Consider the following 23,314-nt stretch of genomic DNA (forward strand, 5'->3'; position numbering starts at 1 on the left):
GAGAGTGAATTGTGATCGGACGTCTACGCGGTACATTAATAGAAAAACAGCCACCAGAATTACTAATCGAAGTGAGTGGCGTTGGCTATGAAGTTCAAATGCCAATGAGCTGTTTTTACGAATTACCAAACGTGGGCGAAGAGGCAATCATCTACACGCACTTTGTTGTACGTGAAGATGCGCAGCTACTTTATGGTTTTAACACGGTTAAAGAGCGTGCGCTGTTCCGTGAAGTGATCAAAGCGAACGGTGTGGGCCCTAAGCTAGGCCTTGGCATTCTTTCAGGCATGACGGCTAGCCAGTTTGTTCAAAGTGTTGAACGTGAAGACATCTCGACGCTGGTTAAACTTCCGGGTGTGGGTAAGAAAACCGCTGAACGTCTGGTTGTTGAAATGAAAGACCGCCTGAAAGGGTGGGGCGCGGGTGACTTGTTTACTCCAGCGACAGATGCAGCTCCGATTGATTCTATGCCAACCGTTCACGACGCGGAAGAAGAAGCGGTAAGTGCGCTACTTGCATTAGGCTACAAGCCGACTCAAGCTTCCAAGGTGGTTTCTCAAGTGGCTAAAGATGGCATGACCAGCGAACAGTTGATTCGCGAAGCTCTGAAATCGATGGTTTAATACCCAATATACTTGTTCGACAAAATAGACTCATTCACTTTGCCTTTACACAGAGTCAAGAAGCGCAGAGTCAACAAGAGCATAGTTAGGAATAACAGAATTTATGATTGAAGCCGATCGCCTGATTGCACCGGATAACCCAGTATTCAAAGATGAAGATGTCATTGATCGTGCAATACGCCCTAAAGCACTGGCTGACTATCAAGGTCAGGATCACGTTCGTGGCCAGATGGAGATTTTCATCAAAGCGGCACAACTGCGTAACGAGGCGCTCGACCATCTGTTGATATTTGGCCCTCCAGGCTTGGGTAAAACCACGTTGGCGAACATTGTTGCCAATGAGATGGATGTCAACATTCGTACGACTTCAGGCCCTGTTCTAGAAAAAGCAGGCGACCTAGCGGCGTTACTGACCAATCTCGAAGAAAATGATGTCCTGTTCATTGATGAGATTCACCGTTTAAGCCCTGTGGTTGAAGAGGTGTTGTACCCTGCAATGGAAGACTACCAATTAGATATCATGATTGGTGAAGGCCCAGCGGCACGCTCTATCAAGATTGACCTTCCTCCTTTTACTTTGATTGGCGCAACCACTCGTGCTGGCTCACTGACATCGCCGTTACGTGACCGTTTTGGTATTACTCAGCGTCTTGAGTACTACAAGGTTGAAGATCTACAAAACATCGTTCAGCGCAGTGCAGATTGCCTTGGTCTTTCTATGGAGTCCGAAGGGGCGCTAGAAGTTGCTCGCCGAGCTCGTGGTACGCCACGTATTGCTAACCGTCTACTGCGCCGTGTTCGTGATTATGCGGAAGTAAAAGGCGACGGGCATATTTGTCCGGAGGTTGCTGACAAAGCGCTAAACATGTTGGATGTCGATGCTAAAGGTTTCGACTACATGGATAGAAAGCTTCTGCTGGCGATTATGGAGAAGTTTGGTGGTGGTCCGGTAGGTATCGACAACATGGCTGCCGCGATTGGTGAAGAGAGAGACACTATTGAAGATGTGTTAGAACCTTACTTGATTCAACAAGGTTACCTACAAAGGACGCCAAGAGGTCGAATCGCGACCGACAGAGCGTATTTACACTTTGGAATAGATAAACCCTCCAATCGTTAAATTATTCATTTTTAAAGATCCCAGTTGCATAAGCGCTGGGTTTTTTTGCTTTTTACTGAATAATAACTCTTTGAGCGAGTCGATAAAAAGATCGAAAAGGGAGCTTCAAAAATGGAAACTTTGATTTCAGATTTGATTTAGATAACAGGAAATGAAATAAGTTGTCATATTTTTTGTTAATACTTTATAGGTAGTTGTAATTCGGATGTTGAGGCGGTGCTGAGCATTTGTCACAGATATCATGCGCTGTTATTAAGACAAGCATAATTGGTGTGATTTTAATCATAATTGTACAAAAATAACTCTAATTTGCTCGAATAAATTTGATACAAATCAACGCAGGGTTCTCCCATAAACCTTTTGAAACATACTGATTTTACCAGTAATATTAGCGCCAGCTATATTAGCTCATGCTTAACAATAATCTAACTATAACGGTACGTTTTTGCTACAAATTTCAACTTGTAATAACAATTACATAAATTGTTTTAACATGGATTTTTGCGGTGAATAATCACACAAGTGTCATTCAGCCGACACAAAGGAGTTACCATGATTGATGTTGTTGATCTGTCGCGATTGCAGTTTGCATTTACAGCGATGTATCACTTCCTATTTGTTCCACTGACTTTAGGTATGGCATTTCTACTTGCCATTATGGAGTCAGTTTATGTAATGACTGGCAAGCAAATTTACAAGGACATGACCAAGTTCTGGGGTAAATTGTTTGGTATTAACTTTGCTCTTGGTGTAGCGACAGGCTTAACCATGGAGTTCCAGTTTGGTACTAACTGGTCTTACTATTCTCACTATGTTGGCGACATTTTTGGTGCTCCGCTAGCTATCGAAGCGCTTGTTGCATTCTTCCTAGAGTCTACTTTTGTTGGCCTATTCTTCTTCGGTTGGGACAGACTGTCAAAGCGTCAGCACTTAGCGGTAACTTGGTTAGTAGCACTTGGCTCTAACTTCTCTGCGCTTTGGATCTTGGTAGCAAACGGCTGGATGCAAAACCCAGTGGGTGCGGAATTTAACTTTGAAACTATGCGTATGGAAATGGTGAGCTTCGCTGAAGTTGTACTAAACCCAGTAGCACAAGTTAAATTCGTACACACAGTAGCTTCTGGTTACACAACGGGTGCAATGTTCATCCTTGGTATCAGCTCATACTACATTCTTAAAGGTCGTGACCTTGCCTTTGCTCGTCGCTCTTTCGCGATTGCAGCGTCTTTCGGTATGGCGGCGATCTTGTCAGTAATCGTACTAGGTGATGAATCTGGTTACGAGCTTGGTGAAGTTCAAAAAGTGAAGCTCGCTGCTGTAGAAGCGGAATGGCACACTGAAGAAGCACCAGCCGCATTTACTGTTTTTGGTATTCCAAACCAAGAGACAATGAATACTGACTACGCAATTAAAATTCCTTACGTAATGGGTATCATCGCAACGCGTTCGCTTGATACTGAAGTAACGGGCCTACGTGACCTACGTGATGACCACGTTGATCGTATCCGTACTGGTATGTACGCGTACGAGCTGCTTGAAAAGCTACGTGCAGGCGATAAGTCTGAAGAAAACATGGCTGCGTTCGACGAAGTGAAAGGTGACCTAGGTTACGGCTTGCTTCTTAAGCGCTACACAGACGACGTTGTTGATGCAACTGAAGACCAAATCCAAATGGCTGCGGATGATTCTATCCCAACAGTTTGGCCTCTATTCTGGTCATTCCGTCTGATGGTTGCTTGTGGCTTCATCATGCTGTTTGTATTCGGTGCTGCGTTTGTTCAAACGTGTCGTCAGAAAATCGAACAGAAACCATGGGTACTTAAAGCTGCGCTATTCTCAATCCCACTTCCTTGGATTGCGATTGAAGCAGGTTGGTTCGTTGCTGAGTTTGGTCGTCAACCATGGGCGGTTGGTGAAATCCTACCGGTTAACGTTGCTGCATCAGCACTGACTATTGAACAGCTTTGGACTTCTCTATTCGCTATCCTGGCACTTTACACAGTGTTCTTGATTGCTGAAGTTTACCTAATGCTGAAATTCGCACGTAAAGGTCCAAGTAGCTTGAAGACAGGCCGTTACCACTTCGAACAAAACGATAACTCTGTTGAAGACAAAGTTAGCCGTTCAGTTGAAGTATAAGTGAGGGAATATTATGTTTGATTACGAAAGCTTACGACTTATTTGGTGGGTATTGATCGGTGTTCTACTGGTTGGTTTCGCCGTAACTGATGGCTTTGATATGGGTGTTGCCGCTCTGTCACCTGTTATCGGTAAGAGCGACACTGAACGTCGTATTATGCTAAACACGATTGCCCCTCACTGGGATGGTAACCAAGTTTGGCTTATCACTGCGGGTGGTGCATTGTTTGCTGCATGGCCACTGGTTTACGCAACGTCGTTTTCTGGCTTCTACTTCGCAATGTACGCGACGTTAGCAGCGCTTTGGTTACGTCCACTTGCACTTGACTACCGCTCTAAGATCGAAGATCCAAAATGGCGCAAAACTTGGGACTATGCACTTTGCTTTAGTGGCGCAGTACCACCAATCATTTTCGGTGTGGCATTTGGTAACCTACTACAAGGTGTTCCATTTGAACTGAACGAATTTATGATGTCTAAGTACCATGGTACGTTCTTCGCTCTGCTTAACCCATTTGCATTGCTTTGTGGTGTGTTGGCTCTGATGTTGTTCGTGATGCAAGGTGCAACATGGCTTCAAATGAAGACAACAGAAGCGCTGCACGCTCGTGCTCGTAACGTTGCTCAGATCACTGGCCTAATTGCTATTGCTCTATTCGTTATTGGTGGTTTCTGGGTTCAATCTATCGAAGGCTATGTAATTACGAGCACTATCGATACGTTTGCTGACTCAAACCCACTAAACAAAGAAGTATCACTTCAAGTGGGTGCTTGGATGACAAACTTCGAAACTTATCCAGCAATGTGGGCTGCGCCGATCCTTGGTGTAGCAATGCCACTGCTTGCTGTGATTGCATCTCGCTTTGAGCGTGGTGGTTTCGCATTCTTGTTCTCAAGCCTATCGAACGCTGGTGTTATTCTAACGGCTGGTTTTGCAATGTTCCCATTCGTAATGCCATCAAGCCTGAACCCTAACCAAAGCTTGACTATGTGGGATTCAACAGCGAGTGAGCTAACGCTTGGTCTTATGACTGTCGTTGCGGCGGTAATGGTTCCTGTGATTCTTGGCTACACAACTTGGACATACTACAAAATGTTCGGTCGTCTAGATAAGAAACACATCGAAGATAACGACGTTTCAGCTTACTAAGCTAGAAGTGAAATAACTTAGGAGAAATTTTATGTGGTATTTCGCATGGATTTTGGGTGTACTTCTAGCATGTGCATTCGGCATCATCAATGCTCTATGGCTAGAGCATTCAGAAATGATGGACAAAGACAGTGAGTAATCTCGCAGAGCAAATCGCTAAGCTGCATCAACCAATGGATAAGACTCTGCTTAGAGCCTTAGCCCTAGTATTGGGTTTCATGCATGTGGGTTTAGTGATGTGGGATCCTGAAGCGTATGCGACAAGCATCGGTGGCTTTAACGCGATCATCGGACCAATGTTTATTTGGGCAGTATGCTCAAGCATGGTTTACGGTATCGGATTTAAGCCAAGAGCTTGGATGTGGCAGCTACTGTTTAGCCCATATGTTTCACTCACAATTTTGCTCTACCTAACGGTGCTGCGCCTTCTATAAAAGGCAAAGGATTTAGGTTCATAACAACGTGAGCCTTTATACTTGTTGGGTTTTTAGCCAAAAAGAGGTCATCTTATACAGATGGCCTTTTTTTCGTCTCTCAAATCAAAAAATTCACAGCGATATACTATTAATGATAAGGAGTTAGGTTATAGTGAGATCTTTATCGTTTTGGATTGTGGTAGCAAATTGCAGGGATTATCTAAGCTATTTACGTGGCCAGTGACTGTGTATTACGAAGACACCGATGCGGGTGGCGTTGTATACCATTCAAACTATCTTAAGTTTTTCGAACGCGCTCGAACTGAGATGTTGCGCTCAATTGGCGTTTCTCAGCAAGTATTGTTAGAACAAAACATCGGTTTTGTAGTCCGACATATGGACATTGATTTTATTCAAGGCGCGCGTCTTGATGATTCTTTACAAGTCATTACAAATATTTACGAGTTGAAGCGAGCTACCTTGGTCTTCTGTCAAGAGATCGTAAATCCTGATGGCAAGGCATTGTGTAAAGCAATGGTTAAGGTAGCATGTATCGATAATCAAAAAATGAAACCCAAAGCAATGCCAACATTTATTCTCACGGAGCTAACGAATAGTGACTGCTGAAATCTCAATCTTAGGCCTAATTTTAGAAGCTAGTTTACTAGTTAAGATGGTCATGCTGACTCTTATGGGCATGTCTGTTGTTTCTTGGGCGATGATCATAAAAAGAAGTAAAGTGTTATCTCAAGCTTCTAAACAAACAGAAGTGTTTGAAGACAAATTTTGGTCAGGCGTTGATCTTGCAAAACTGTACCAAGAGAGCAACAAACGCAAAGACGAGCTTTCTGGTACTGAAGAAATTTTCTACGCAGGCTTTACTGAGTTCGCTCGCCTTCGTAAATCGAATGCAACATCACCTGACTTCATTATGGAAGGCACTGGCCGTGCGATGCGCGTTGCCGTTGCTCGTGAGGTTGATGAACTAGAAACTAACTTACCTTTCTTGGCGACCGTTGGCTCTATCAGCCCATACATCGGCCTATTTGGTACGGTTTGGGGCATCATGCACTCATTCATCGCATTAGGTGAAGTGAAGCAAGCGACGCTCGCAATGGTTGCTCCTGGTATTGCAGAAGCACTGATCGCAACAGCAATGGGTCTATTCGCTGCGATTCCAGCGGTAATGGCGTACAACCGCTTCAGCAGCCGAGTAGGCAAGCTAGAACACAACTACGCGACTTTCTCTGAAGAGTTTCACAGTATTCTTCACCGTCAAGCGATGGCTGGCAGGGAATAATAGATGGCTGGATACCAACCTAAAAAACGCAAAATGACAGCAGAGATTAACGTTGTACCTTACATCGACGTTATGCTTGTTTTGCTGATCATTTTTATGGTGACTTCGCCGTTTGTTACTCAAGGCGTTGACGTTGAATTGCCTCAGGCTTCAACGGCTAAATCGGCACAAGACCTACTGGGTGACGACAATGCAAGTTTCATCATCGTTGAAGTGAACAAAGACGGTGAACTTGGCTTGAGCGTTAATGACGAAGAAGTACAGCGTGGCTTATCAATGGAAGATATTATCGTCCGTGTGAAAGCCGAGTTGTCTCTGAAGCCAAACTCTCCAGTGGCGGTTGGTGGTGATGCCGCAACGCCATACGCTGAAGTGGTTTTATTACTTGATGAATTAAGCCGTGCAGGTGTGCCAAAGGTTGGCCTTTTAACGGATATAAGGGAATAGCTCCGTAGCATTCATGAAAGCGAATAATAAAAAATCCAATAATTTCAGATCACCGCTTCTTATTTCTCTTGGGCTGCACGTCATTTTATTCGTTGCGCTCATTTGGGGGGCGGATTTCACGATGTCAGAGCCAAAGCCTACAGGGCAGATGGTTCAAGCAGTGGTGATTGATCCTCAGTTGGTTCGCCAGCAAGCTCAACAGATTCGTCAACAAAGAGAAGCGGCAAGCAAGAAAGAGCAAGAGCGTCTTGACAAACTAAGACGTGAAAGCGAACGACTTGAAAAGAATCGTAAAGCTGAAGAAGAAAATATTCGCAAGCTAAAAGAACAGCAAGCGAAAGAAGCTAAAGCAACTCGTGAAGCTGAAAAGCGTCGAGTTGAGAAAGAGAAACAACGCAAAGCTGAAGAAGCGCGTTTACAGCAAGAGCAAAAGAAAGCCGCTAAAGCCGAAGCTGACCGTAAGCTAAAAGAAGCTGCGTTAGTGAAAGCCGAGAACGAGCGTAAAGCCAAAGAAGCGGCAATCGCAAAAGCTGAACAAGAACGCGTGGCAAAAGAAAAAGCAGCGAAAGAGGCAGCAGACAAAGCTCGTAAAGAGAAAGAAGCCGCTGAACTCGCGGAAAAGCAACGCATAGCGAAAGAGAAAGAAGCGGCAGCCGCAGCAGAGAAAGCCCGTAAGGCAAAAGAAGCTGCAGCAAAAGCAGAAAAAGAGCGTAAACAACAAGAAGCCGCATTGAACGATATCTTTGCTGGGCTTGAAACGGAAGCGACTCAAAACTCTTCAGCAAGACAACAATTTATCACTGATGAAGCGCAACGTTACGGGGCTATCTATACCCAACTGATTCAACAGAACCTGTTGTTAGAAGACAGCTATCGAGGACGCTCATGTCGAGTGAACCTTAAGCTGATTCCAACGGGCTCTAACGCGATATTGGGTAGTTTGAGTATCTTAGATGGCGATAGCCGTTTATGTGCAGCAACCAAGCGTGCGGTGGCACAAGTACAATCTTACCCGTTGCCTAAAGACCCAGACATTGTGAACTCACTGAAAGACATTAACTTAACTGTATCACCAGAGTAAAAGGACGAACTTGTGTTAAAGAAACTATTACTGAGTTTTGTTTTCTTAATAGCTACAAGCAGCCAGTTTGCACATGCAGCGCTGGAGCTGGTTATTACAGACGGTATTAACTCTGCAAGACCTATCGCTATTGTACCTTTCCGTTGGGAAGGCTCAGAGCCATTGCCACACGATGTATCAGCGGTTATCGCTTCTGACTTACAGCGCAGTGGTAAATTCAGCCCAGTTGCGACAAGCAAAATGCCTCAAACGCCTTACAGCGAAACTGAGGTTAACTTTGATGCTTGGACTAACCTAGGTGTTGACTCATTGCTTACCGGTAGTATCACTAAAAATGCCGAAGGGCAGTATGTGGTGAATTACCAATTGATCGACATTGTTCGTGGTCAACTGACCAAAGGACAAAGTCGTGCGCTGAGTGATGAAGGCCAATTAGTGCTTTCTAAAGATCACGTTCTATTCAATAAGAAGGCTACGGTTCCTGGTAATCGCTTGAGAGAGTACGCACACCGTATCTCAGACCTAGTGTATGAAGAGCTAACTGGTGAGAAAGGCGCGTTCTTAACTCGTATCTCTTACGTGGTAGTGAACGATAAAGACAAGTACCCGTATCAACTTCGTGTTGCTGACTACGATGGCTTTAACGAGCGTTTAGTACTTCGTTCTAAGCAGCCTCTCATGTCTCCAGCATGGTCACCAGACGGCAAAAAGCTAGCTTATGTGAGCTTCCAGAATGGCCAAGCTGAAATATTCATCATGAATATTTACACGGGTGAACGTGAGAAAGTGACGTCATACCCTCGTCACAATGGTGCGCCAAGATTCTCGCCAGATGGTACAACATTGGCATTGGTATTGTCGAAAACGGGCAGCCTTCAGGTGTACACACTTGACCTTGCTAGCCGTAAGCTGACTCAAATTACCCGCGGCCGTTCGAATAATACTGAACCATTCTGGCACCCAGATGGCAAGTCTCTTATTTTCACATCGGATCGTGGTGGTAAACCACAGATTTATAATGTAAATTTGTCCAATAATTCGACTTCTCGTATTACTTGGCAAGGTAGCCAAAACTTAGGTGGCCAGATCACTCCTGATGGTCGATTCATGATCATGGTGAATCGCAGCAACTCAGGTTTTAACTTGGCTAAGCAAGATTTGGAAACCGGTGCGGTTCAGGTACTAACAAAAACATTGTTAGATGAGTCTCCAAGTATTGCACCGAATGGAGGTATGGTTATCTATAGCTCTATTTACAACAAAACAAATGTACTATCGATGGTTTCTATCGATGGACGTTTTAAAGCTAGATTACCGGCAACTAACGGACGCGTAAGAGCGCCTGCATGGTCACCGTTCCTCTAGGGAAAATTACATATTCTTTTAGCTATTGATAGTGTTAACTATTGTGGCATTTAACTATCTATAGCACTCTTAGTCGCTGTAGAAACTAAGTTTGATAACGTAAGGAAAAAAAGATGCAACTTAACAAAGTTCTTAAAGGCTTGATGATTGCACTACCAGTGATGGCAGTAACGGCATGTAGCTCAACTGATGAAGCAACATCTGCAACATCTGGTACTGAAAGCAACCAAACAACTTCAGGTTCAGAAGGCAATGTAGACACAACTGTTGTAACGCCAATTGACGCTAACGGTCAACTGTCTGAGCAAGAGCTTAAAGAGCAAGCGCTACGTGAAACTCAAACAATCTACTTCGCATTCGATAACTCTACTATCGCTGGCGATTACGAAGAAATGCTAGCAGCTCACGCAGCATACCTAGTTAAGAACGTTGACATGAACGTTACTATCGAAGGTCACGCTGATGAGCGCGGTACTCCTGAGTACAACATCGCACTTGGCGAGCGTCGTGCACAAGCTGTAGCGAAATACCTACAAGCTCTAGGTGTTCAAGCTGACCAAATCTCTATCGTAAGCTACGGTGAAGAGAAGCCACTTCTTCTAGGTCAATCTGAAGATGTGTACGCTAAAAACCGTCGCGCAGTACTAGTTTACTAATTTTAGTAGACTATATAATTGAGGAATTGCCTCATGTTCAGTAACACAAAGCGAGTCATTTTGCTTTCGTTACTGGCAAGTGCAGCGAACACCGCGTTCGCTGCACCAGCTCCAGTATCCGATCTCAATAGCACCGCAACCAATTCATCATCTTCCTCTCGATCAGCATCTAACGAATCAGATATTGAGCGTTTAGAGCGCCTGCTTCAAAATCGCAATCTCGTTCAGCTTCAAATGCAACAGCAAATCGACGACATGGCACTGGAGATCAGTGAACTTCGTGGTGATCTGGAACGAAACAGCTACGATATGAAGCAAATGCTAGAGCGTCAGCGTGAACTGTTCATTGAACTGGATCGCGTAAGAGGCGAGGTGAAAGCAGCAGGAACAGCAACGGTAGCAGTGGCGGCGAGCGAAGGCTCTAAAGACGCTTCTGGTACGTTCAGTACTGATGTGGATGAGCAAACTGCTTATCAAAATGCTGTAGATATGATTCTAAAGCAACGAGACTACACGGGTGCTATCGCTGCATTCCAAAAGTTTCAAAAAGACTTCCCAGATTCTACCTTCACACCTAACTCACATTACTGGTTAGGTCAGCTTTATTTCGCTAAGAAGCAAGATAAAGAAGCCGTGAAGAGCTTCGCTGCTGTTGTGTCGTACAAAGACTCAAACAAGCGAGCAGATGCACTGGTTAAGCTTGGTGACATAGCAGCGCGCAACAATAACGCGACGCAAGCTAAGAAATATTACCAACAAGTCGTAACCGAGCACCCAAACAGTGCTTCGGCTAAAGTGGCCAAAACCCACTTATAACCAAAATAGGGGTGCTTAGGCGCCTCTTTTTTATACCTGTTCACTTCCGTTTAGTGTTTACTTCTCTTGCTAGTGATGACAACACATCGCCTTGTTTATGCGTTTTAAGCATTAGCTAGTCACCGCTTGCAACCAATCCTTTTTGATCCCAATCGCTGTCCTGTGTAGAATACTCGGATTCTCGGAAGAAGTTGCGTAGAGCAAGAGCAATGAGTCATATACTAGATAAAATCGATACAGTTTACCCGTTTCCGCCTAAGCCAGTTCCATTGAGCGACGCTCAGAAACAGGCCCACATCGCAAACATCAAAAAACTACTTCAAGAAAAAGATGCAGTTCTAATTGCACACTACTACACCGATCCTGAAATTCAGGCTCTGGCAGAAGAAACTGGTGGTTTCGTTGGCGATTCATTAGAGATGGCTAAGTTCGGTAACCGTCACTCAGCAAGCACTTTGATCATCGCTGGTGTTCGTTTCATGGGTGAGTCTGCAAAGATTCTTACTCCTGAAAAACGCATTTTAATGCCAACACTTGAAGCTGAATGTTCGCTTGATCTTGGCTGCCCAGCTGACAAATTTACAGAATTTTGTGATGCTCACCCTGACCACACTGTGGTTGTATACGCGAACACCTCTGCAGCTGTTAAAGCTCGTGCAGACTGGGTAGTTACGTCGAGCATCGCTTTAGAAATCGTTGAAAGCCTAGACGCTGAAGGCAAACCCATTATTTGGGGGCCAGACCGTCACCTAGGTTCTTACATCGCAAATCAAACTGGCGCTGACATGTTGCTTTGGCAAGGTGAGTGTATCGTTCATGATGAGTTCTCAGCTGATGCTTTGAAGAAAATGAAATCGGTATACCCAGAAGCGGCTATCTTGGTTCACCCAGAATCACCAGCAAGCGTGGTTGAACTGGCTGATGCTGTAGGCTCAACAAGCCAACTGATCAAGAAAGCAAAAGAGCTGCCTCATCCACAGATGATTGTTGCGACAGACAAAGGCATCTTCTTCAAGATGCAGCAATTGGTTCCTGAAAAAGAGCTGATTGAAGCGCCGACAGCGGGTGCTGGTGCAACGTGTCGTAGCTGCGCACACTGTCCTTGGATGGCAATGAACGGCCTTGAAGCGATTGAAAACGCGCTTGAGAATGGTGGTGAGCAACACGAAATCTTCGTTTCTGACGAATTACGCGTGAAGTCTCTTATTCCATTGAACCGCATGCTAGATTTTGCAGAGCAGTTAAATGTGCAGGTAAAAGGTAACGCGTAAGTCGTTCTTTTATCTAACCAATAAAAAAACCAGCCAATAGTGCTGGTTTTTTGTATCTGCGTATAGGCCGCCAATATCAATCTTGTGGTCATGTATCTTTTTCTGATGATACATCTTGTTGATATCGCGTATTTTTTCTAGCATGTAAGTAAGAGGAAAAGATTAGAGGCTCGAATGATAATCTGGTTACAACTCAAACGCTGGATCAAAGCAAACATCTTTGTTTTGAATGGCAAAAACTTACTGTTCACTTTTCTTGGCTACATCGCTTTATCGTGGTCGATGCTGTATTTGGCGGGTGAAACAGATTTAACCAGTTCGGTTACCGTATTCGCTTACTACTTGGTGGTGACGGCTTCTACGGTTGGTTATGGTGATTTATCACCGACCACGGTAGCGGGGCAGTGGATCGTTATTCTATTTGTGATTCCAGGCGGGTTGAGCCTTTTTGCCGCGTTGCTCGGTAAAGTGGCGACAGAAGGTGTTGAATATTGGCGAGCGGGCTTGCTAGGAAAAAGGAGAGTTAGAGTGGACAACCACATTTTGATGTTGGGGTGGAATGAGCAAAGAACCATTCATCTCATCCGCATGCTACAACACGAAGAAACGGGTAAACGACCAATCGTGCTATGTACGCGTTCAGATATCGAGAACCCGTTACCCGGTGAAATCAATTTCGTCAAAGTAAACAGCTACACCGATGGCAAAGAGATGGAGAAAACGGGCATTGAGTCTGCAAGTTGCATCCTGATTGATAACCCAGAAGACGACATTACGTTATCTGCGGCGCTTTACTGTGCCAACCGAAACCCTAAAGCGCACCTTCTTGTTTACTTTAAAGATGAAGCGCTGAGCGATTTGTTACACAAGCATTGCCCTAACTCAGAATGTATTCCAGCGGTGGGTGCTGAGATGCTAGCAAAGGCTGCGGTAGACCCAGGTTCCAGTGCGCTTCACCAAGAATTATTGAGCTCAACAAGAGGCATGACACAGTATTCAACGTATTTCCCTGAAGACGCTGAGTCTGTCACCGTCGCGCCTATTTTCTCAGTGTTTAAAGAGAAGTATCAAGCAACTCTGATCGCCATTGATACGGGGAGCGGTATTGAACTCAACCCAGAGTTAGATCAAGTGGTCAGCAGTGGCACTAAGCTGTTTTATATTGCTGATGAGCGAATTGATGACTTCGATTGGAAAGGCTTCTAAAGCGACTATTTTATTTCGTCTGAAAACTAAAAAAGGCCTCATAATGAGGCCTTTTGGCTTGTATAAAGCTAACTGTTATTGAGTTTCAGCCAGTGCAATGCCACGCTGCGTTAGTCCGCAAAGCATCACAGGAACAGCGTTAAAGATCTCTTCGAACTGCTCTAGGCCTTCGATGCCTTGCTCTGCAAGCGTAGCAATTGACGTTTCTGGATCGTAAAGCATGCTCAGTGACAGCAGGACACCGCCAACGAGTGCGTTATCTTCGCTCTCTTCAGGCATTAGTGTTTCCCAATCGTCGCGAGCAATCTGCCAGCCTTGAAGCAAGCCTTCACAAAAATCACGAGCGGCAGTGTTCACCACTTCTTCGTCGTCTAATTGACAAGCTTCAGGCCAAACCCAAGTCCCTTCAATCAGTTCTGGGCGGGTTTTATTCCAAAGCTCGATGATAACTTCAATGTAGCTTTCTAGCTGTTCACCATCCGTAAAAGGTGCGACTTCTTCGCCACCCCATAAGAACGGTAGCCACTCATGCGGGGTTAACACATTCGGTGCCGCTGCCATTGCAGTGACAAAGCCCATTGTTTTGTGTTCTGTGATTAGCTTTCCTTCCAACTCTGGAAGCGCAAGAATATCTTGTAAAGTCAAAGTGAGGTACCGTAAAAGGGAACATATTTGCGCTTATAGTACCAATGAACTTGTGCCAATCAAGCTTCAATCTAAAAAGGCTTGATGTCATGGATGATAAACACTAGGTTTAACAGAAAAGAAAACAATAAAAGAATTATGCAGATACGGTCGTCTTTAAAGAAAAAAAGCATGGTAGCGCTTGGATTATACCTTGCGATGTTTATTGCCATTGTCGGTAGTGTGACGTATTACGTCGTAGAATCCCCTGTGCGCGCCAAATTACAACAAAACCTCGACTTGCGTACGCAACTGTTATCCGCATTGATTACAGAGCCACTCAGTAGTTCTCGAGGCTTCGTAGACAGTCTCGTTGGGTTTGCTCAAGCGCATCGTAACGGTGATGATGTTATTCCGCTCTTTAAGTCCATGTTGGCGGCGAGCGACGATACGATTGTCAGTGCCGGTATTTGGCCCGAACCTTATGCGCTTGATTCTAAAAAGCTTCTCAACAGTTACTTTTTTAATAAAGCCGACGATGGAATAATCGACCAGATATATTCTTACAACAACCCCCAAAATGCCCCTTATCAAGGAGAGTATTGGTACACCTCTGTCGTCAACCAAAAACAAGGCACGATCTCTTGGAGCGATGTGTATATCGATCCATACACACACGTTCGAATGATTACGGCGTCTTCCCCTTATTATTACGACGGTACTTTTGCCGGTGTTGCCACGGTGGATCTCTCGCTCGAAGAGCTGCTTGGTTTTATCAAGAACCACGCCGAAGAATACAACCTTGGCATTACGCTCAGAGATAAGCTTAACCAAGTGTTGGTTTCGCATAACTTTAATCTCGTTGAAGGCATTTACATCAGTAGCAATCAATTTGGTGATTTCGGCTGGCAAGTGGATGTGGTGAACTCCAAATCACGAGTAGAAGACGAAGTGTTTCGTCAGGTGATGAGCATTGAAGGCGGTATCGTTCCGCTATTGCTACTTTGTGTCATGGCGGGGTATTACTTATTGAACCGTTATTTGATTAGTCCAATCACAAGGATTGCAGCACAGGTTGATAGTTCGAAAGCCGGCGAAATCATTGATGTGGATTACTCGAGTGATGACGAAATCGGCCATTTGATTAAAACCTTCAACGAAAAGACCATTTATCTCGAAGCGGAAAAGGTTAAAGCTCAGGCATCCACCAATGCAAAAACCGCTTTCCTTGCGACCTTGTCACATGAAATTCGCACTCCGATGAATGGGGTATTGGGTACCGCTCAAATCCTATTAAAAACGCCTCTAAATTCTGAACAAGAGAAGCATCTTAAGAGCTTGTATGAGTCCGGCGATCATATGATGACTCTACTCAACGAGATCTTAGACTTCTCGAAGATCGAGCAGGGCAGGTTGGATCTTGATGAAACGCGTTTCCCGCTTGATTCGATCATCGGCAGTATTAACAGTGTTTACTACACATTGTCTTCCGAGAAAGGGCTTCAATTCAAAGTGTACTCTGAGGTGACTTCGGGTCGTTGGTACTTCTCAGATAAAGCTCGCCTTCGCCAAATTTTGTTTAATCTATTGAACAACGCGGTGAAGTTCACCTCCAGAGGCTTTGTTGAGGTGTACCTGAAAGAAGTTGTAGAGGGGAGTGACACCTATCTGAGCATTCGAGTTCGTGATACCGGAATTGGTATTTCTAAAGAAGCTCAGAAGCGTATTTTTAAACCGTTTGAACAAGCGGAGTCTTCGACCACAAGGCGTTTTGGCGGTACTGGCCTTGGCCTCGCGATTGTGAAGAAAATTGCCCAGTTGATGGATGGCAGTATTACCGTCACCAGTGAAGAAGGGATAGGCACGAGTTTTGATGTTCGCTTGAAGATTCAGCCATGTCAGCCAGGAGAAATCGAGAGTTTGCCACATAAGAAGTTGGACTACTCTGGCTTAAAGGTACTGATCGTCGAGGACAACCGAACTAACACGGTGATCATTGAAGCCTTCATGAGCAGTAAAGGCTTTACCTGTAAGAGCGTCGAAAACGGTGAACTTGCGATACAAGCCGTGGTTGCTGAGCGCTTTGATTTGGTGCTCATGGATAACCATATGCCTGTGATGGATGGCGTTGAATCAACCACTGCTATTCGTGCTTTGATAGGCGATGTGTCATCGGTATTGGTGTTTGGTTGTACGGCTGATGTCTTTAAAGAGACTCGTGAGCGTATGTTGGGGGCAGGTGTGGATTATATTATTGCTAAGCCGATTGACGAGCGTGAACTGGATGATGCCTTGTTCCGCTATTCAAATAAGCTTTATCAATACCATGAAGTAAAAGCGGATGAGCTCGAAAGCCAAGACGTAAAACCACACGATTCGAAAAGTAAAAGCGAGTCACTGCCTAAACCTGATCTTCGCAACAAAGATAACACTGAAGAGCTGTTAGTGACGTTGTATGTGGCGCTAGAAGACAACAACCTAGAACTGATTCAATTTGCACTAGAGAGCCTACGTGTCCACGTTGAAGCTATGAACAACGCGGAACTTACTGAACAAGTCGATAAAGCGTTAGAGCAGGTTGCTTTAGGATCACCACCTACACAAGATGTCATTAATATCATTACTGTAAATCTACCTATGGCTTAAATGTTGTTTAATTACGGTTAGTAAATGACGAACTGTCCAATATTTGACCTTGGTTGGATTTTTTGGTGAAAGTGACTGCTTTTAAAGTGGTTTTTGGTTGTTAATTTACAACTTGATTTTTAATTTGGAGTGTATGACTACTAATCTTGTGATTTAATAGCGACATTATCTGGTGAGGTGCAAATGTGCCTTGTTTATATGTTACTAAATCACTAATTAAGCAGTGATATATTTTAGGTTTGTCGTCAATGAAGTCTCGTGGTCCATTTTGTATTCGAAACGCAGCTGCGGATACATTTGCTATGGTCGTTTTCTGTTTTATTTCTGGCATGATCGTAGAAGTGTTTATTTCTGGTATGACGTTTGAGCAATCTCTTGCTTCTCGAACGTTATCTATTCCTGTAAACATTGCTATCGCTTGGCCTTATGGCGTTTTTCGTGATTGGTTCTTACGCAATGGTGCAAAACTTTCAGAAAGCTCATTGATGAAAAACTTGTCTGATTTGATGGCATACGTGTTATTCCAGTCTCCAGTGTATGCGGGTATTTTGTTGGCAGTGGGTGCTTCAGGCGACCAGATCGTTACGGCTGTCACCAGTAATGCAGTTATCTCGTGCGGTATGGGCGTACTTTACGGCTACTTCCTCGATATGTGTCGTCAATGGTTTCGAGTTCCTGGCTACTATCAACAAGCTTAAGAAAAGCAACAAGCGTAAGTGCAGCGAAAGAATGAAATTTGGTTTGTTTTTGATCTAATGAGTTAATTTGTAATCGAACAAACCGAAAAAGGCACTTTTTTTGAGAATGCCCCTTGACCAAAGCAAGCAGAATCAATAAAGTAGCGCCTCGTTGAGTGACATGCTCAACACACAATTTGTGGAAGGATGGCTGAGTGGCTTAAGGCGCTCGCCTGGAAAGCGAGTATACGTTTATAGCGTATCTGGGGTTCAAATCCCCATCCTTCCACCACTATTCAAAACCCTAGCAGAAATGCTGGGGTTTTCTCGTTTTAGAGCCTCTATATCCCACCTCATCTGTATACCTCCCTAATATCCGTTCCTTTAATCATTGCTTTATAGTTATAATCTCTATTAATACCGTCGCAGAATTAACCATATTAGGTGTTTTTATCATAGATAATCGCTTGATTTTTTGGCGTGAACCTAGATTATTAATAGTACGCAATATTATGAATAATCTAACTATTAGGAATCCATAACCTCATGACAGAAACCCTAGTTTCTCCAATGCTCTCTTTTACGATCGCGATTTCATTACTGTTTATCGGTAAAGGTTTGATCGAGCGATCTGAAGTATTAAGAAAGTATTCACTGCCAGAGCCTGTGATTGGTGGCTTTGTCTGCGCAGCGACCGTAGCGGCGCTTTACTATATTTTTGAAATCCAAATCACTTTTAGCCTAGATGTCAGAGACTTTTTGCTTCTCTACTTTTTTGCTGGCATCGGGCTCCAAGCGGATATTAAAACACTGATTAAAGGCGGGCGACCGTTGTTCATCCTACTGTGTCTTGCTGCCATTTTTATCGTGTTGCAAAACGTAGTCGGAATGGCAGTCGCTTCTGGCTTTGGAATGGATGCGAAAGCAGGCTTGCTATCTGGGTCTGTTAGCTTGATAGGCGGCGTAGGCACAACGTTAGCTTGGGCGCCAATGTTTGTGGAAGAGTTTGGTATTGCTAACGCGCTCGAACTTGGTGTCGCTTCAAACACGGTTGGTTTAATTGCAGCGTGTGTGATTGGTGGTCCGATTGCGAACTACCTGCTCAATAAACACAAAGTAAGCCCTTCTAATGAAGAAGAGGTTACGGTTGGTGCATTCCAAGAGAGTGAAACAAAAACAGAGCTTAGCCACTACGGCGTTCTGTGGGCGTGGTTGATTCTTAACTTAACACTAATGCTGGGTTACAGCTTGAGTGAAGTTATCGACTCGATGGGCCTAAAACTGCCGTTATTCGTTAGCTGTTTGATCGCAGGTATCCTAATCGGAAACGTTGGTCGCGCACTGTTTAAGAAACGTCGTACACAAGAGAAAATCGCTCAAGGCCGCAAAGGCTTAGCGATGATCTCTGATATTTGTTTAGGCATGTTCTTGACCATGGCATTGATGGGGTTGCGTATCTGGGATCTCGATGGACTGTTTGGCTATATCTCTGTTGTCATGAGTATCCAGATCTTGCTTTCCCTGTTGTTTACTGTGTTTGTCGTTTATTACTTGATGGGAAGAAACTACGATTCTGTGGTGATATGTTCAGGCTTCGGTGGTATCACTCTAGGCTCGACCGCAACAGCAATTGTGAACATGACCGCAGTAACTCATCGATATGGCGCAAGCCCACAAGCATTCATTGTGGTGCCATTAGTATGTGGTTTCTTTGTTGATTTGATCAACGCATTGGTGATCAGTTTCTTTGTTGGTCTGTAGTGAAGTGACCGGTTATTGACTGCTTGAGGTTTACATCGGGATAATGACCACAAAGGCGATGACGAAAGTTGTCGCCTTTGTTTTATCGACAGCAAGCTAAAACACGTATATCAGCCTTTGATGTGATGTCTTGAAGTGACTCGGTGCACAAGTTAGTAAGAGCAATGACGATCTTGATAAATTGGGATATATGTTCGCAGCAAATTTGTGAGACGCTTGATTAAGTGTCAGTTGAATTACAAGGAAGTTGAATGCACCACTTTAATATCCGTGCTCTCGAGTACTTAAACGCGTTATCAAAATACAGGTCGTTACGTAAGGCATCTAAGATGATGAACGTTGACCCTGCCGCGATGAGTCGAATGCTGACACAGTTAGAAGCGCAAGCGGAAATGAAAGTATGGGAGCGCAACAACCGCCAATCTCTGCTGACTGAGGCGGGGAACGAACTGTTGAACTACTATCGCTCCATTGTTCGTGGAGAGGCGGCAGTGCTTGCTCGACTAACCAAGCTTAAAAACCTCAAGGGCGGTAATGTTAGCATCGCGATTGGAGAAGGATTTATTACTAACTTGGTCTCTAAACCGATGCAAACCTTCATGGCTCGATACCCTGATATCAATTTATCGATTGAAATTGCAGGTGCATTGGATGCCGTGAAAATGTTAGAAGATCAACAGATAGATTTCGCGATCACCTATGCGTCTGCACCTCATCCTAAACTGCATTCACACGTCGAGCGTAGTCATCCGCTCGAATTGATTGCTCCGAAGGGGCACTTCCTTACGATGAAAGATGCACCAGTGGTAATGCAAGATATTCAAGACGCTTCTCTCGCCTTGATCGATAACTCGACCGGTATGGGGAGGCTGGTAAAGCAGGCTGAACAAATTTCCCATCTTACCTTGCAGCCAAAACTTCAAACTAACTCAGTCACGGCACTGACTAACTTCGTTTCAGCAGGGTTGGGCGTCACCTTTATGCCTAAGCTCACTGTGATCGATGAGATAAAGTCAGGGCAGATAGAAGTGGTTGCGACCGAGTTGGAGATGCTATCGAAGGCGACGGTTAAGGTTCAATCTTTGAAAGGCCGTGCACTAACGCTACAAGCGGAAACCTTGTTAGATTTCTTACTCGAGAACGCCACTTTCTTGAGTCATGACGCTTACAATATCTAGGCTTAATCAGTTTACTTAGCGACTCCTACCTAAGCTTTCAAATACCGCCAATATCACACTTCCAAACTGCTGGATTTGTTTTCGAGTCGAATTGATGTTTTGTCAATGCCACCTCTATTGTTAAGTCAACACATGCGGAATAAGTTACAAATTATTAACGAAACGAGTTTTAGACTGACAGCTGTGTTCGACAGATTTGGCTTTGTCAGGCATTAGGGGAAGAGAATGGAAGTTATTGTAATTGGCAGTGGTGTTATTGGATTGACCAGCGCATGGTACTTGGCAAAAGAAGGTCACTCGGTCACGGTTATTGATCGTCAAGATAGCAGTGGCAAAGAAACCAGTTTTGCGAATGCCGGGCAAATTTCTTACGGTTATTCATCACCATGGGCGGCACCGGGCATCCCTTTGAAAGCGATGAAATGGCTTACCCAAGAACATGCGCCACTTAAAGTGAAGCCTTCTCTTTCTCCAGAGTTAATGTCTTGGGCGACTAAGATGCTCGCCAACTGTAATGAAGCCAAGTACGCACAGAATAAATCGCGGATGTTACGAGTCGCTAACTACAGCCGAGATTGCCTGACTCATCTAAGAATCAGTGAAGATTTGGCTTATGAGGGCAGGCAGAAAGGCACCTTGCAAGTATTCCGAAGCGAGAAGCAACTCGATGCTATTCAGCAGGATATGAAGCTATTAACAGAGAGTGGAATCGAACACTCGCTGTTTGATGTTGAACAGTGTCTGTCAGTGGAGTCTGGTTTAGCAGACGTTAAAGACAAGCTGGTGGGCGGCCTGTATTTACCACACGATGAAACCGGTGATTGTCATCAGTTCTGTTTAGCGCTGACTGAGAAGGCCAAGCAACTTGGTGTTAGGTTCGTGTTTGATACTGAAGTGGTAAGTTTGAATCATCAGAACCAAACCATAAAGAGCATTACGACAACTCAAGGTGAATTCAAAGCGGACGCTTATGTGGTAGCTTCGGGAAGCTACTCTCGTGAGCTGCTCAAGCAAGTGGATTTATCAATCCCGGTTTATCCAGTCAAAGGGTATTCGTTAACACTTCCGATCGTGAGTGCAGATAAGTCGCCGACCTCTACAGTAATGGATGAAACCTACAAGGTAGCGATGACTCGTTTCGATGACCGAATTCGTATTGCAGGGACGGCAGAGCTTGCTGGCTTCAATTATCTTATTCCTGAAAAACGTAAAGCCACGATTGATATGGTGATAAAAGATCTTTTCCCACAGGCGGGGGATTTCTCTAAGGCAGAATACTGGACAGGGTTAAGACCGATGACTCCGGATGGTACGCCTATAATCGGCGCGACGCCTATCAAGAACCTATTTACAAATACTGGACATGGGACATTAGGTTGGACAATGGCATGTGGCTCAGGAAAGATCTTGGCAAGCGTGGTCAGTGGCTCTGCTAGTGATATAAAAACTGATGACTTGAGTATCCACCGCTATATGTAAAAGCAAGCCGTTAGTTATCTTGCCTATGGTTTGATGATATCGACATTAGGAGCATGAAGCGGATGCACCTAATGTTGTAAATCTAGGTGCATGGTTTTAAGTCTCCTCTATTTATAATCACGAGATGACTTGAGACTTAAATGATCTTAGCTCTGGCGGTAGCTCCTTATTTACGAGGTTAATAGCTTTGCGATGTTCTAATCCAATGGATCTCACTACGTCCCCGAAATGTTGGTTAAACAATAGCTCGAAATCACCACTGAGTTTGTAGTCTTGCAGTTTGTCCTCAAGTAATTGAGCCAGTTGAGCCTTGTCTGGGTGGACATAGAAGACCAGAGGAAGAGGGTAATAAAGCATAATACTTTTTTCTATGACTAACCCATCCAGGGAATAGGTATGTTCTTGGTATATGCTTTCAACTTCATTGGCTCCGAGTGACACATAATCACATTTTTTATCTGAGAGAAGTTTCAGAATCTCTGGTAACGTTCCTCGCTCTAGTACTCGATATCCATTTGCTCTAAACAGCTCAGCATCAGCCCATGTCGCAGGAATTCCAGCGATAAGTGATTTCAGTTTATTGCTGTTGATATTATGGAATGTGGGTTGATCTTGTTCCCTAATTATCAGGATACGGTGTCCTAATAAGCCTTTACAAATTGGAGAGTTGAGTTTGATTGCAGGCTTATCAGCAAATTTACGGTTTCCCGCCACCGTGACGAGTACATCATAATTCTTGCGGAATATATTTCCTTCATCCTCAGCTCTTGGAAAGTCTGTATTATCGCTGTGAACGACAATAGGTTCGTTCGGATCCCAATTCAACAAGCTATGAATTAGCTCCAACTCATAGTGCTGTCTTTTACCTGATTTATTGCCATTCCAAAAGTTAAACATAGTTGTCCTAAGGGGGAACTTACATTTTATGACTGGTATGCTGACATAGGTTTAGCGCCCAAGAAAGCGCTTTCTTTTGTTTTTGAGAGAATCATACATAGATACAGTCTATGTATGTTGAGAATCGCGACGGAAAGGCTATTTTAAAGAAAGCACATAAGTTCATTGATGGGTTAGAGGTTCGACGATTAGGAAAGACCATGGGGGTACCATTAGTGAATTTTAACTTATTGTTTTTAAATTGTTTTTCGTGTTAGTGAACAATTAATGTGACGAATGGCACTGTTGTGTATTTCTATTCTCAATCTACTCTAAATTTGTGATCTATGGTTCGTTTCACCGAAATGTAAGTTGAAGAATCATTCTATCGGCTTATTATCCACCTAAAGAAAGCGGTTTCTTGATGCGAGTTGCCGATAGTGAATACGAAAACACCCCCTTTTTTAAAGTTAAAAGAAAGCG

General features: G+C 44.1%; 22 protein-coding genes and 1 tRNA gene. 21 read left to right on the top strand and 2 right to left on the bottom strand.

Annotated features, from left to right (window positions below; all coding sequences use genetic code 11):
* Positions 1–11: 11 nt before the first annotated feature.
* The 15 genes from ruvA (at position 12) to AB4274_RS01765 (ending at position 13,590) form a co-directional block, all read left to right on the top strand.
* Entirely contained in the window at positions 12–623 is a 612-nt protein-coding gene (ruvA, locus tag AB4274_RS01695) for a Holliday junction branch migration protein RuvA (RefSeq protein ID WP_017062079.1), read from the top strand.
* 103 nt (positions 624–726) lie between these two features.
* Positions 727–1,743, top strand: a complete 1,017-nt coding sequence (gene ruvB / locus AB4274_RS01700) for a Holliday junction branch migration DNA helicase RuvB (protein ID WP_017062078.1) — start codon at positions 727–729, stop codon at positions 1,741–1,743.
* A 552-nt stretch (positions 1,744–2,295) separates the two neighbouring features.
* Positions 2,296–3,882: a cytochrome ubiquinol oxidase subunit I gene (gene cydA / locus AB4274_RS01705; RefSeq protein ID WP_017062077.1), complete on the top strand. Its 1,587-nt coding sequence runs from the start codon at positions 2,296–2,298 to the stop codon at positions 3,880–3,882.
* A gap of 13 nt (positions 3,883–3,895) precedes the next feature.
* Positions 3,896–5,032 (top strand): cytochrome d ubiquinol oxidase subunit II, encoded by a 1,137-nt coding sequence (cydB, locus tag AB4274_RS01710; protein ID WP_017067531.1) that lies wholly within the window; start codon positions 3,896–3,898, stop codon positions 5,030–5,032.
* Between the two features lie 31 nt (positions 5,033–5,063).
* A complete protein-coding gene (gene cydX, locus AB4274_RS01715; RefSeq protein WP_000270284.1) occupies positions 5,064–5,171 on the top strand; it encodes a cytochrome bd-I oxidase subunit CydX in 108 nt (35 codons plus the stop codon).
* The gene (gene ybgE, locus AB4274_RS01720; protein ID WP_017062075.1) at positions 5,164–5,466 is read left to right on the top strand and encodes a cyd operon protein YbgE; all 303 of its coding nucleotides are present in this window, start codon (positions 5,164–5,166) and stop codon (positions 5,464–5,466) included. Before cydX ends, ybgE begins: the two co-directional genes overlap by 8 nt.
* A gap of 171 nt (positions 5,467–5,637) precedes the next feature.
* Positions 5,638–6,075, top strand: coding sequence for a tol-pal system-associated acyl-CoA thioesterase (gene ybgC / locus AB4274_RS01725; RefSeq protein ID WP_017062074.1), 438 nt, complete (start codon positions 5,638–5,640; stop codon positions 6,073–6,075).
* Positions 6,065–6,748, top strand: coding sequence for a protein TolQ (gene tolQ / locus AB4274_RS01730; protein ID WP_017062073.1), 684 nt, complete (start codon positions 6,065–6,067; stop codon positions 6,746–6,748). Before ybgC ends, tolQ begins: the two co-directional genes overlap by 11 nt.
* Before the next feature lie 3 nt (positions 6,749–6,751).
* A complete protein-coding gene (gene tolR, locus AB4274_RS01735) occupies positions 6,752–7,195 on the top strand; it encodes a protein TolR (protein ID WP_017062072.1) in 444 nt (147 codons plus the stop codon).
* A 13-nt stretch (positions 7,196–7,208) separates the two neighbouring features.
* On the top strand, positions 7,209–8,276 hold the full coding sequence (gene tolA, locus AB4274_RS01740) for a cell envelope integrity protein TolA (RefSeq protein ID WP_017062071.1): 1,068 nt from the start codon (positions 7,209–7,211) through the stop codon (positions 8,274–8,276).
* 12 nt (positions 8,277–8,288) lie between these two features.
* A complete protein-coding gene (gene tolB / locus AB4274_RS01745) occupies positions 8,289–9,641 on the top strand; it encodes a Tol-Pal system beta propeller repeat protein TolB (protein WP_372110714.1) in 1,353 nt (450 codons plus the stop codon).
* 113 nt (positions 9,642–9,754) lie between these two features.
* Positions 9,755–10,297 (top strand): peptidoglycan-associated lipoprotein Pal, encoded by a 543-nt coding sequence (pal, locus tag AB4274_RS01750; RefSeq protein ID WP_017062069.1) that lies wholly within the window; start codon positions 9,755–9,757, stop codon positions 10,295–10,297.
* A 33-nt stretch (positions 10,298–10,330) separates the two neighbouring features.
* Positions 10,331–11,113: a tol-pal system protein YbgF gene (gene ybgF, locus AB4274_RS01755; protein ID WP_017062068.1), complete on the top strand. Its 783-nt coding sequence runs from the start codon at positions 10,331–10,333 to the stop codon at positions 11,111–11,113.
* Between the two features lie 209 nt (positions 11,114–11,322).
* The gene (gene nadA / locus AB4274_RS01760; RefSeq protein WP_017062067.1) at positions 11,323–12,384 is read left to right on the top strand and encodes a quinolinate synthase NadA; all 1,062 of its coding nucleotides are present in this window, start codon (positions 11,323–11,325) and stop codon (positions 12,382–12,384) included.
* Positions 12,385–12,558: 174 nt separating this feature from the next.
* Positions 12,559–13,590: a potassium channel family protein gene (locus AB4274_RS01765; protein WP_017063519.1), complete on the top strand. Its 1,032-nt coding sequence runs from the start codon at positions 12,559–12,561 to the stop codon at positions 13,588–13,590.
* Between the two features lie 75 nt (positions 13,591–13,665).
* Here AB4274_RS01765 and AB4274_RS01770 read toward each other — a convergent pair whose 3' ends face one another.
* Positions 13,666–14,235, bottom strand: coding sequence for a UPF0149 family protein (locus AB4274_RS01770; protein WP_136978944.1), 570 nt, complete (start codon positions 14,233–14,235; stop codon positions 13,666–13,668).
* A gap of 171 nt (positions 14,236–14,406) precedes the next feature.
* Here AB4274_RS01770 and AB4274_RS01775 point away from each other — a divergent pair, with 171 nt between their 5' ends.
* From AB4274_RS01775 to AB4274_RS01800, 6 genes are all read left to right on the top strand, one after another.
* Complete coding sequence (locus tag AB4274_RS01775) at positions 14,407–16,860, top strand: ATP-binding protein (RefSeq protein WP_372110717.1); 2,454 nt, start codon at positions 14,407–14,409, stop codon at positions 16,858–16,860.
* A gap of 248 nt (positions 16,861–17,108) precedes the next feature.
* Positions 17,109–17,558, top strand: coding sequence for an L-alanine exporter AlaE (locus AB4274_RS01780; protein WP_372110720.1), 450 nt, complete (start codon positions 17,109–17,111; stop codon positions 17,556–17,558).
* Positions 17,559–17,738: 180 nt separating this feature from the next.
* Positions 17,739–17,829, top strand: a tRNA-Ser gene (locus tag AB4274_RS01785).
* A gap of 254 nt (positions 17,830–18,083) precedes the next feature.
* On the top strand, positions 18,084–19,298 hold the full coding sequence (gltS, locus tag AB4274_RS01790; RefSeq protein ID WP_017062061.1) for a sodium/glutamate symporter: 1,215 nt from the start codon (positions 18,084–18,086) through the stop codon (positions 19,296–19,298).
* 251 nt (positions 19,299–19,549) lie between these two features.
* Positions 19,550–20,476, top strand: a complete 927-nt coding sequence (locus tag AB4274_RS01795) for a LysR family transcriptional regulator (RefSeq protein ID WP_136973584.1) — start codon at positions 19,550–19,552, stop codon at positions 20,474–20,476.
* A 225-nt stretch (positions 20,477–20,701) separates the two neighbouring features.
* Positions 20,702–21,955 carry a D-amino acid dehydrogenase gene (locus tag AB4274_RS01800; RefSeq protein WP_136973585.1) on the top strand — a complete coding sequence of 418 codons (1,254 nt, stop codon included), beginning with the start codon at positions 20,702–20,704 and terminating at the stop codon, positions 21,953–21,955.
* A gap of 117 nt (positions 21,956–22,072) precedes the next feature.
* Here AB4274_RS01800 and AB4274_RS01805 read toward each other — a convergent pair whose 3' ends face one another.
* Positions 22,073–22,852, bottom strand: coding sequence for an ABC transporter substrate-binding protein (locus AB4274_RS01805; RefSeq protein WP_372110723.1), 780 nt, complete (start codon positions 22,850–22,852; stop codon positions 22,073–22,075).
* Between the last annotated feature and the right edge of the window lie 462 nt (positions 22,853–23,314).

The organism is Vibrio sp. 10N.261.55.A10, from assembly GCF_041470825.1.
Taxonomy (GTDB): domain Bacteria; phylum Pseudomonadota; class Gammaproteobacteria; order Enterobacterales; family Vibrionaceae; genus Vibrio; species Vibrio crassostreae_C.

Excerpts from the sequence above, each read along its gene's own strand:
- pal (WP_017062069.1), top strand. The coding sequence starts at position 9,755 with ATGCAACTTAACAAAGTTCTTAAAGGCTTGATGATTGCACTACCAGTG.
- gltS (WP_017062061.1), top strand. The coding sequence starts at position 18,084 with ATGACAGAAACCCTAGTTTCTCCAATGCTCTCTTTTACGATCGCGATT.
- nadA (WP_017062067.1), top strand. The coding sequence starts at position 11,323 with ATGAGTCATATACTAGATAAAATCGATACAGTTTACCCGTTTCCGCCT.
- tolA (WP_017062071.1), top strand. The coding sequence starts at position 7,209 with ATGAAAGCGAATAATAAAAAATCCAATAATTTCAGATCACCGCTTCTT.
- cydA (WP_017062077.1), top strand. The coding sequence starts at position 2,296 with ATGATTGATGTTGTTGATCTGTCGCGATTGCAGTTTGCATTTACAGCG.
- ybgF (WP_017062068.1), top strand. The coding sequence starts at position 10,331 with ATGTTCAGTAACACAAAGCGAGTCATTTTGCTTTCGTTACTGGCAAGT.
- cydX (WP_000270284.1), top strand. The coding sequence starts at position 5,064 with ATGTGGTATTTCGCATGGATTTTGGGTGTACTTCTAGCATGTGCATTC.
- AB4274_RS01765 (WP_017063519.1), top strand. The coding sequence starts at position 12,559 with ATGATAATCTGGTTACAACTCAAACGCTGGATCAAAGCAAACATCTTT.
- cydB (WP_017067531.1), top strand. The coding sequence starts at position 3,896 with ATGTTTGATTACGAAAGCTTACGACTTATTTGGTGGGTATTGATCGGT.
- AB4274_RS01800 (WP_136973585.1), top strand. The coding sequence starts at position 20,702 with ATGGAAGTTATTGTAATTGGCAGTGGTGTTATTGGATTGACCAGCGCA.
- AB4274_RS01805 (WP_372110723.1), bottom strand. The coding sequence starts at position 22,852 with ATGTTTAACTTTTGGAATGGCAATAAATCAGGTAAAAGACAGCACTAT.
- AB4274_RS01780 (WP_372110720.1), top strand. The coding sequence starts at position 17,109 with ATGAAGTCTCGTGGTCCATTTTGTATTCGAAACGCAGCTGCGGATACA.
- AB4274_RS01795 (WP_136973584.1), top strand. The coding sequence starts at position 19,550 with ATGCACCACTTTAATATCCGTGCTCTCGAGTACTTAAACGCGTTATCA.
- ruvB (WP_017062078.1), top strand. The coding sequence starts at position 727 with ATGATTGAAGCCGATCGCCTGATTGCACCGGATAACCCAGTATTCAAA.
- tolR (WP_017062072.1), top strand. The coding sequence starts at position 6,752 with ATGGCTGGATACCAACCTAAAAAACGCAAAATGACAGCAGAGATTAAC.
- AB4274_RS01775 (WP_372110717.1), top strand. The coding sequence starts at position 14,407 with ATGGTAGCGCTTGGATTATACCTTGCGATGTTTATTGCCATTGTCGGT.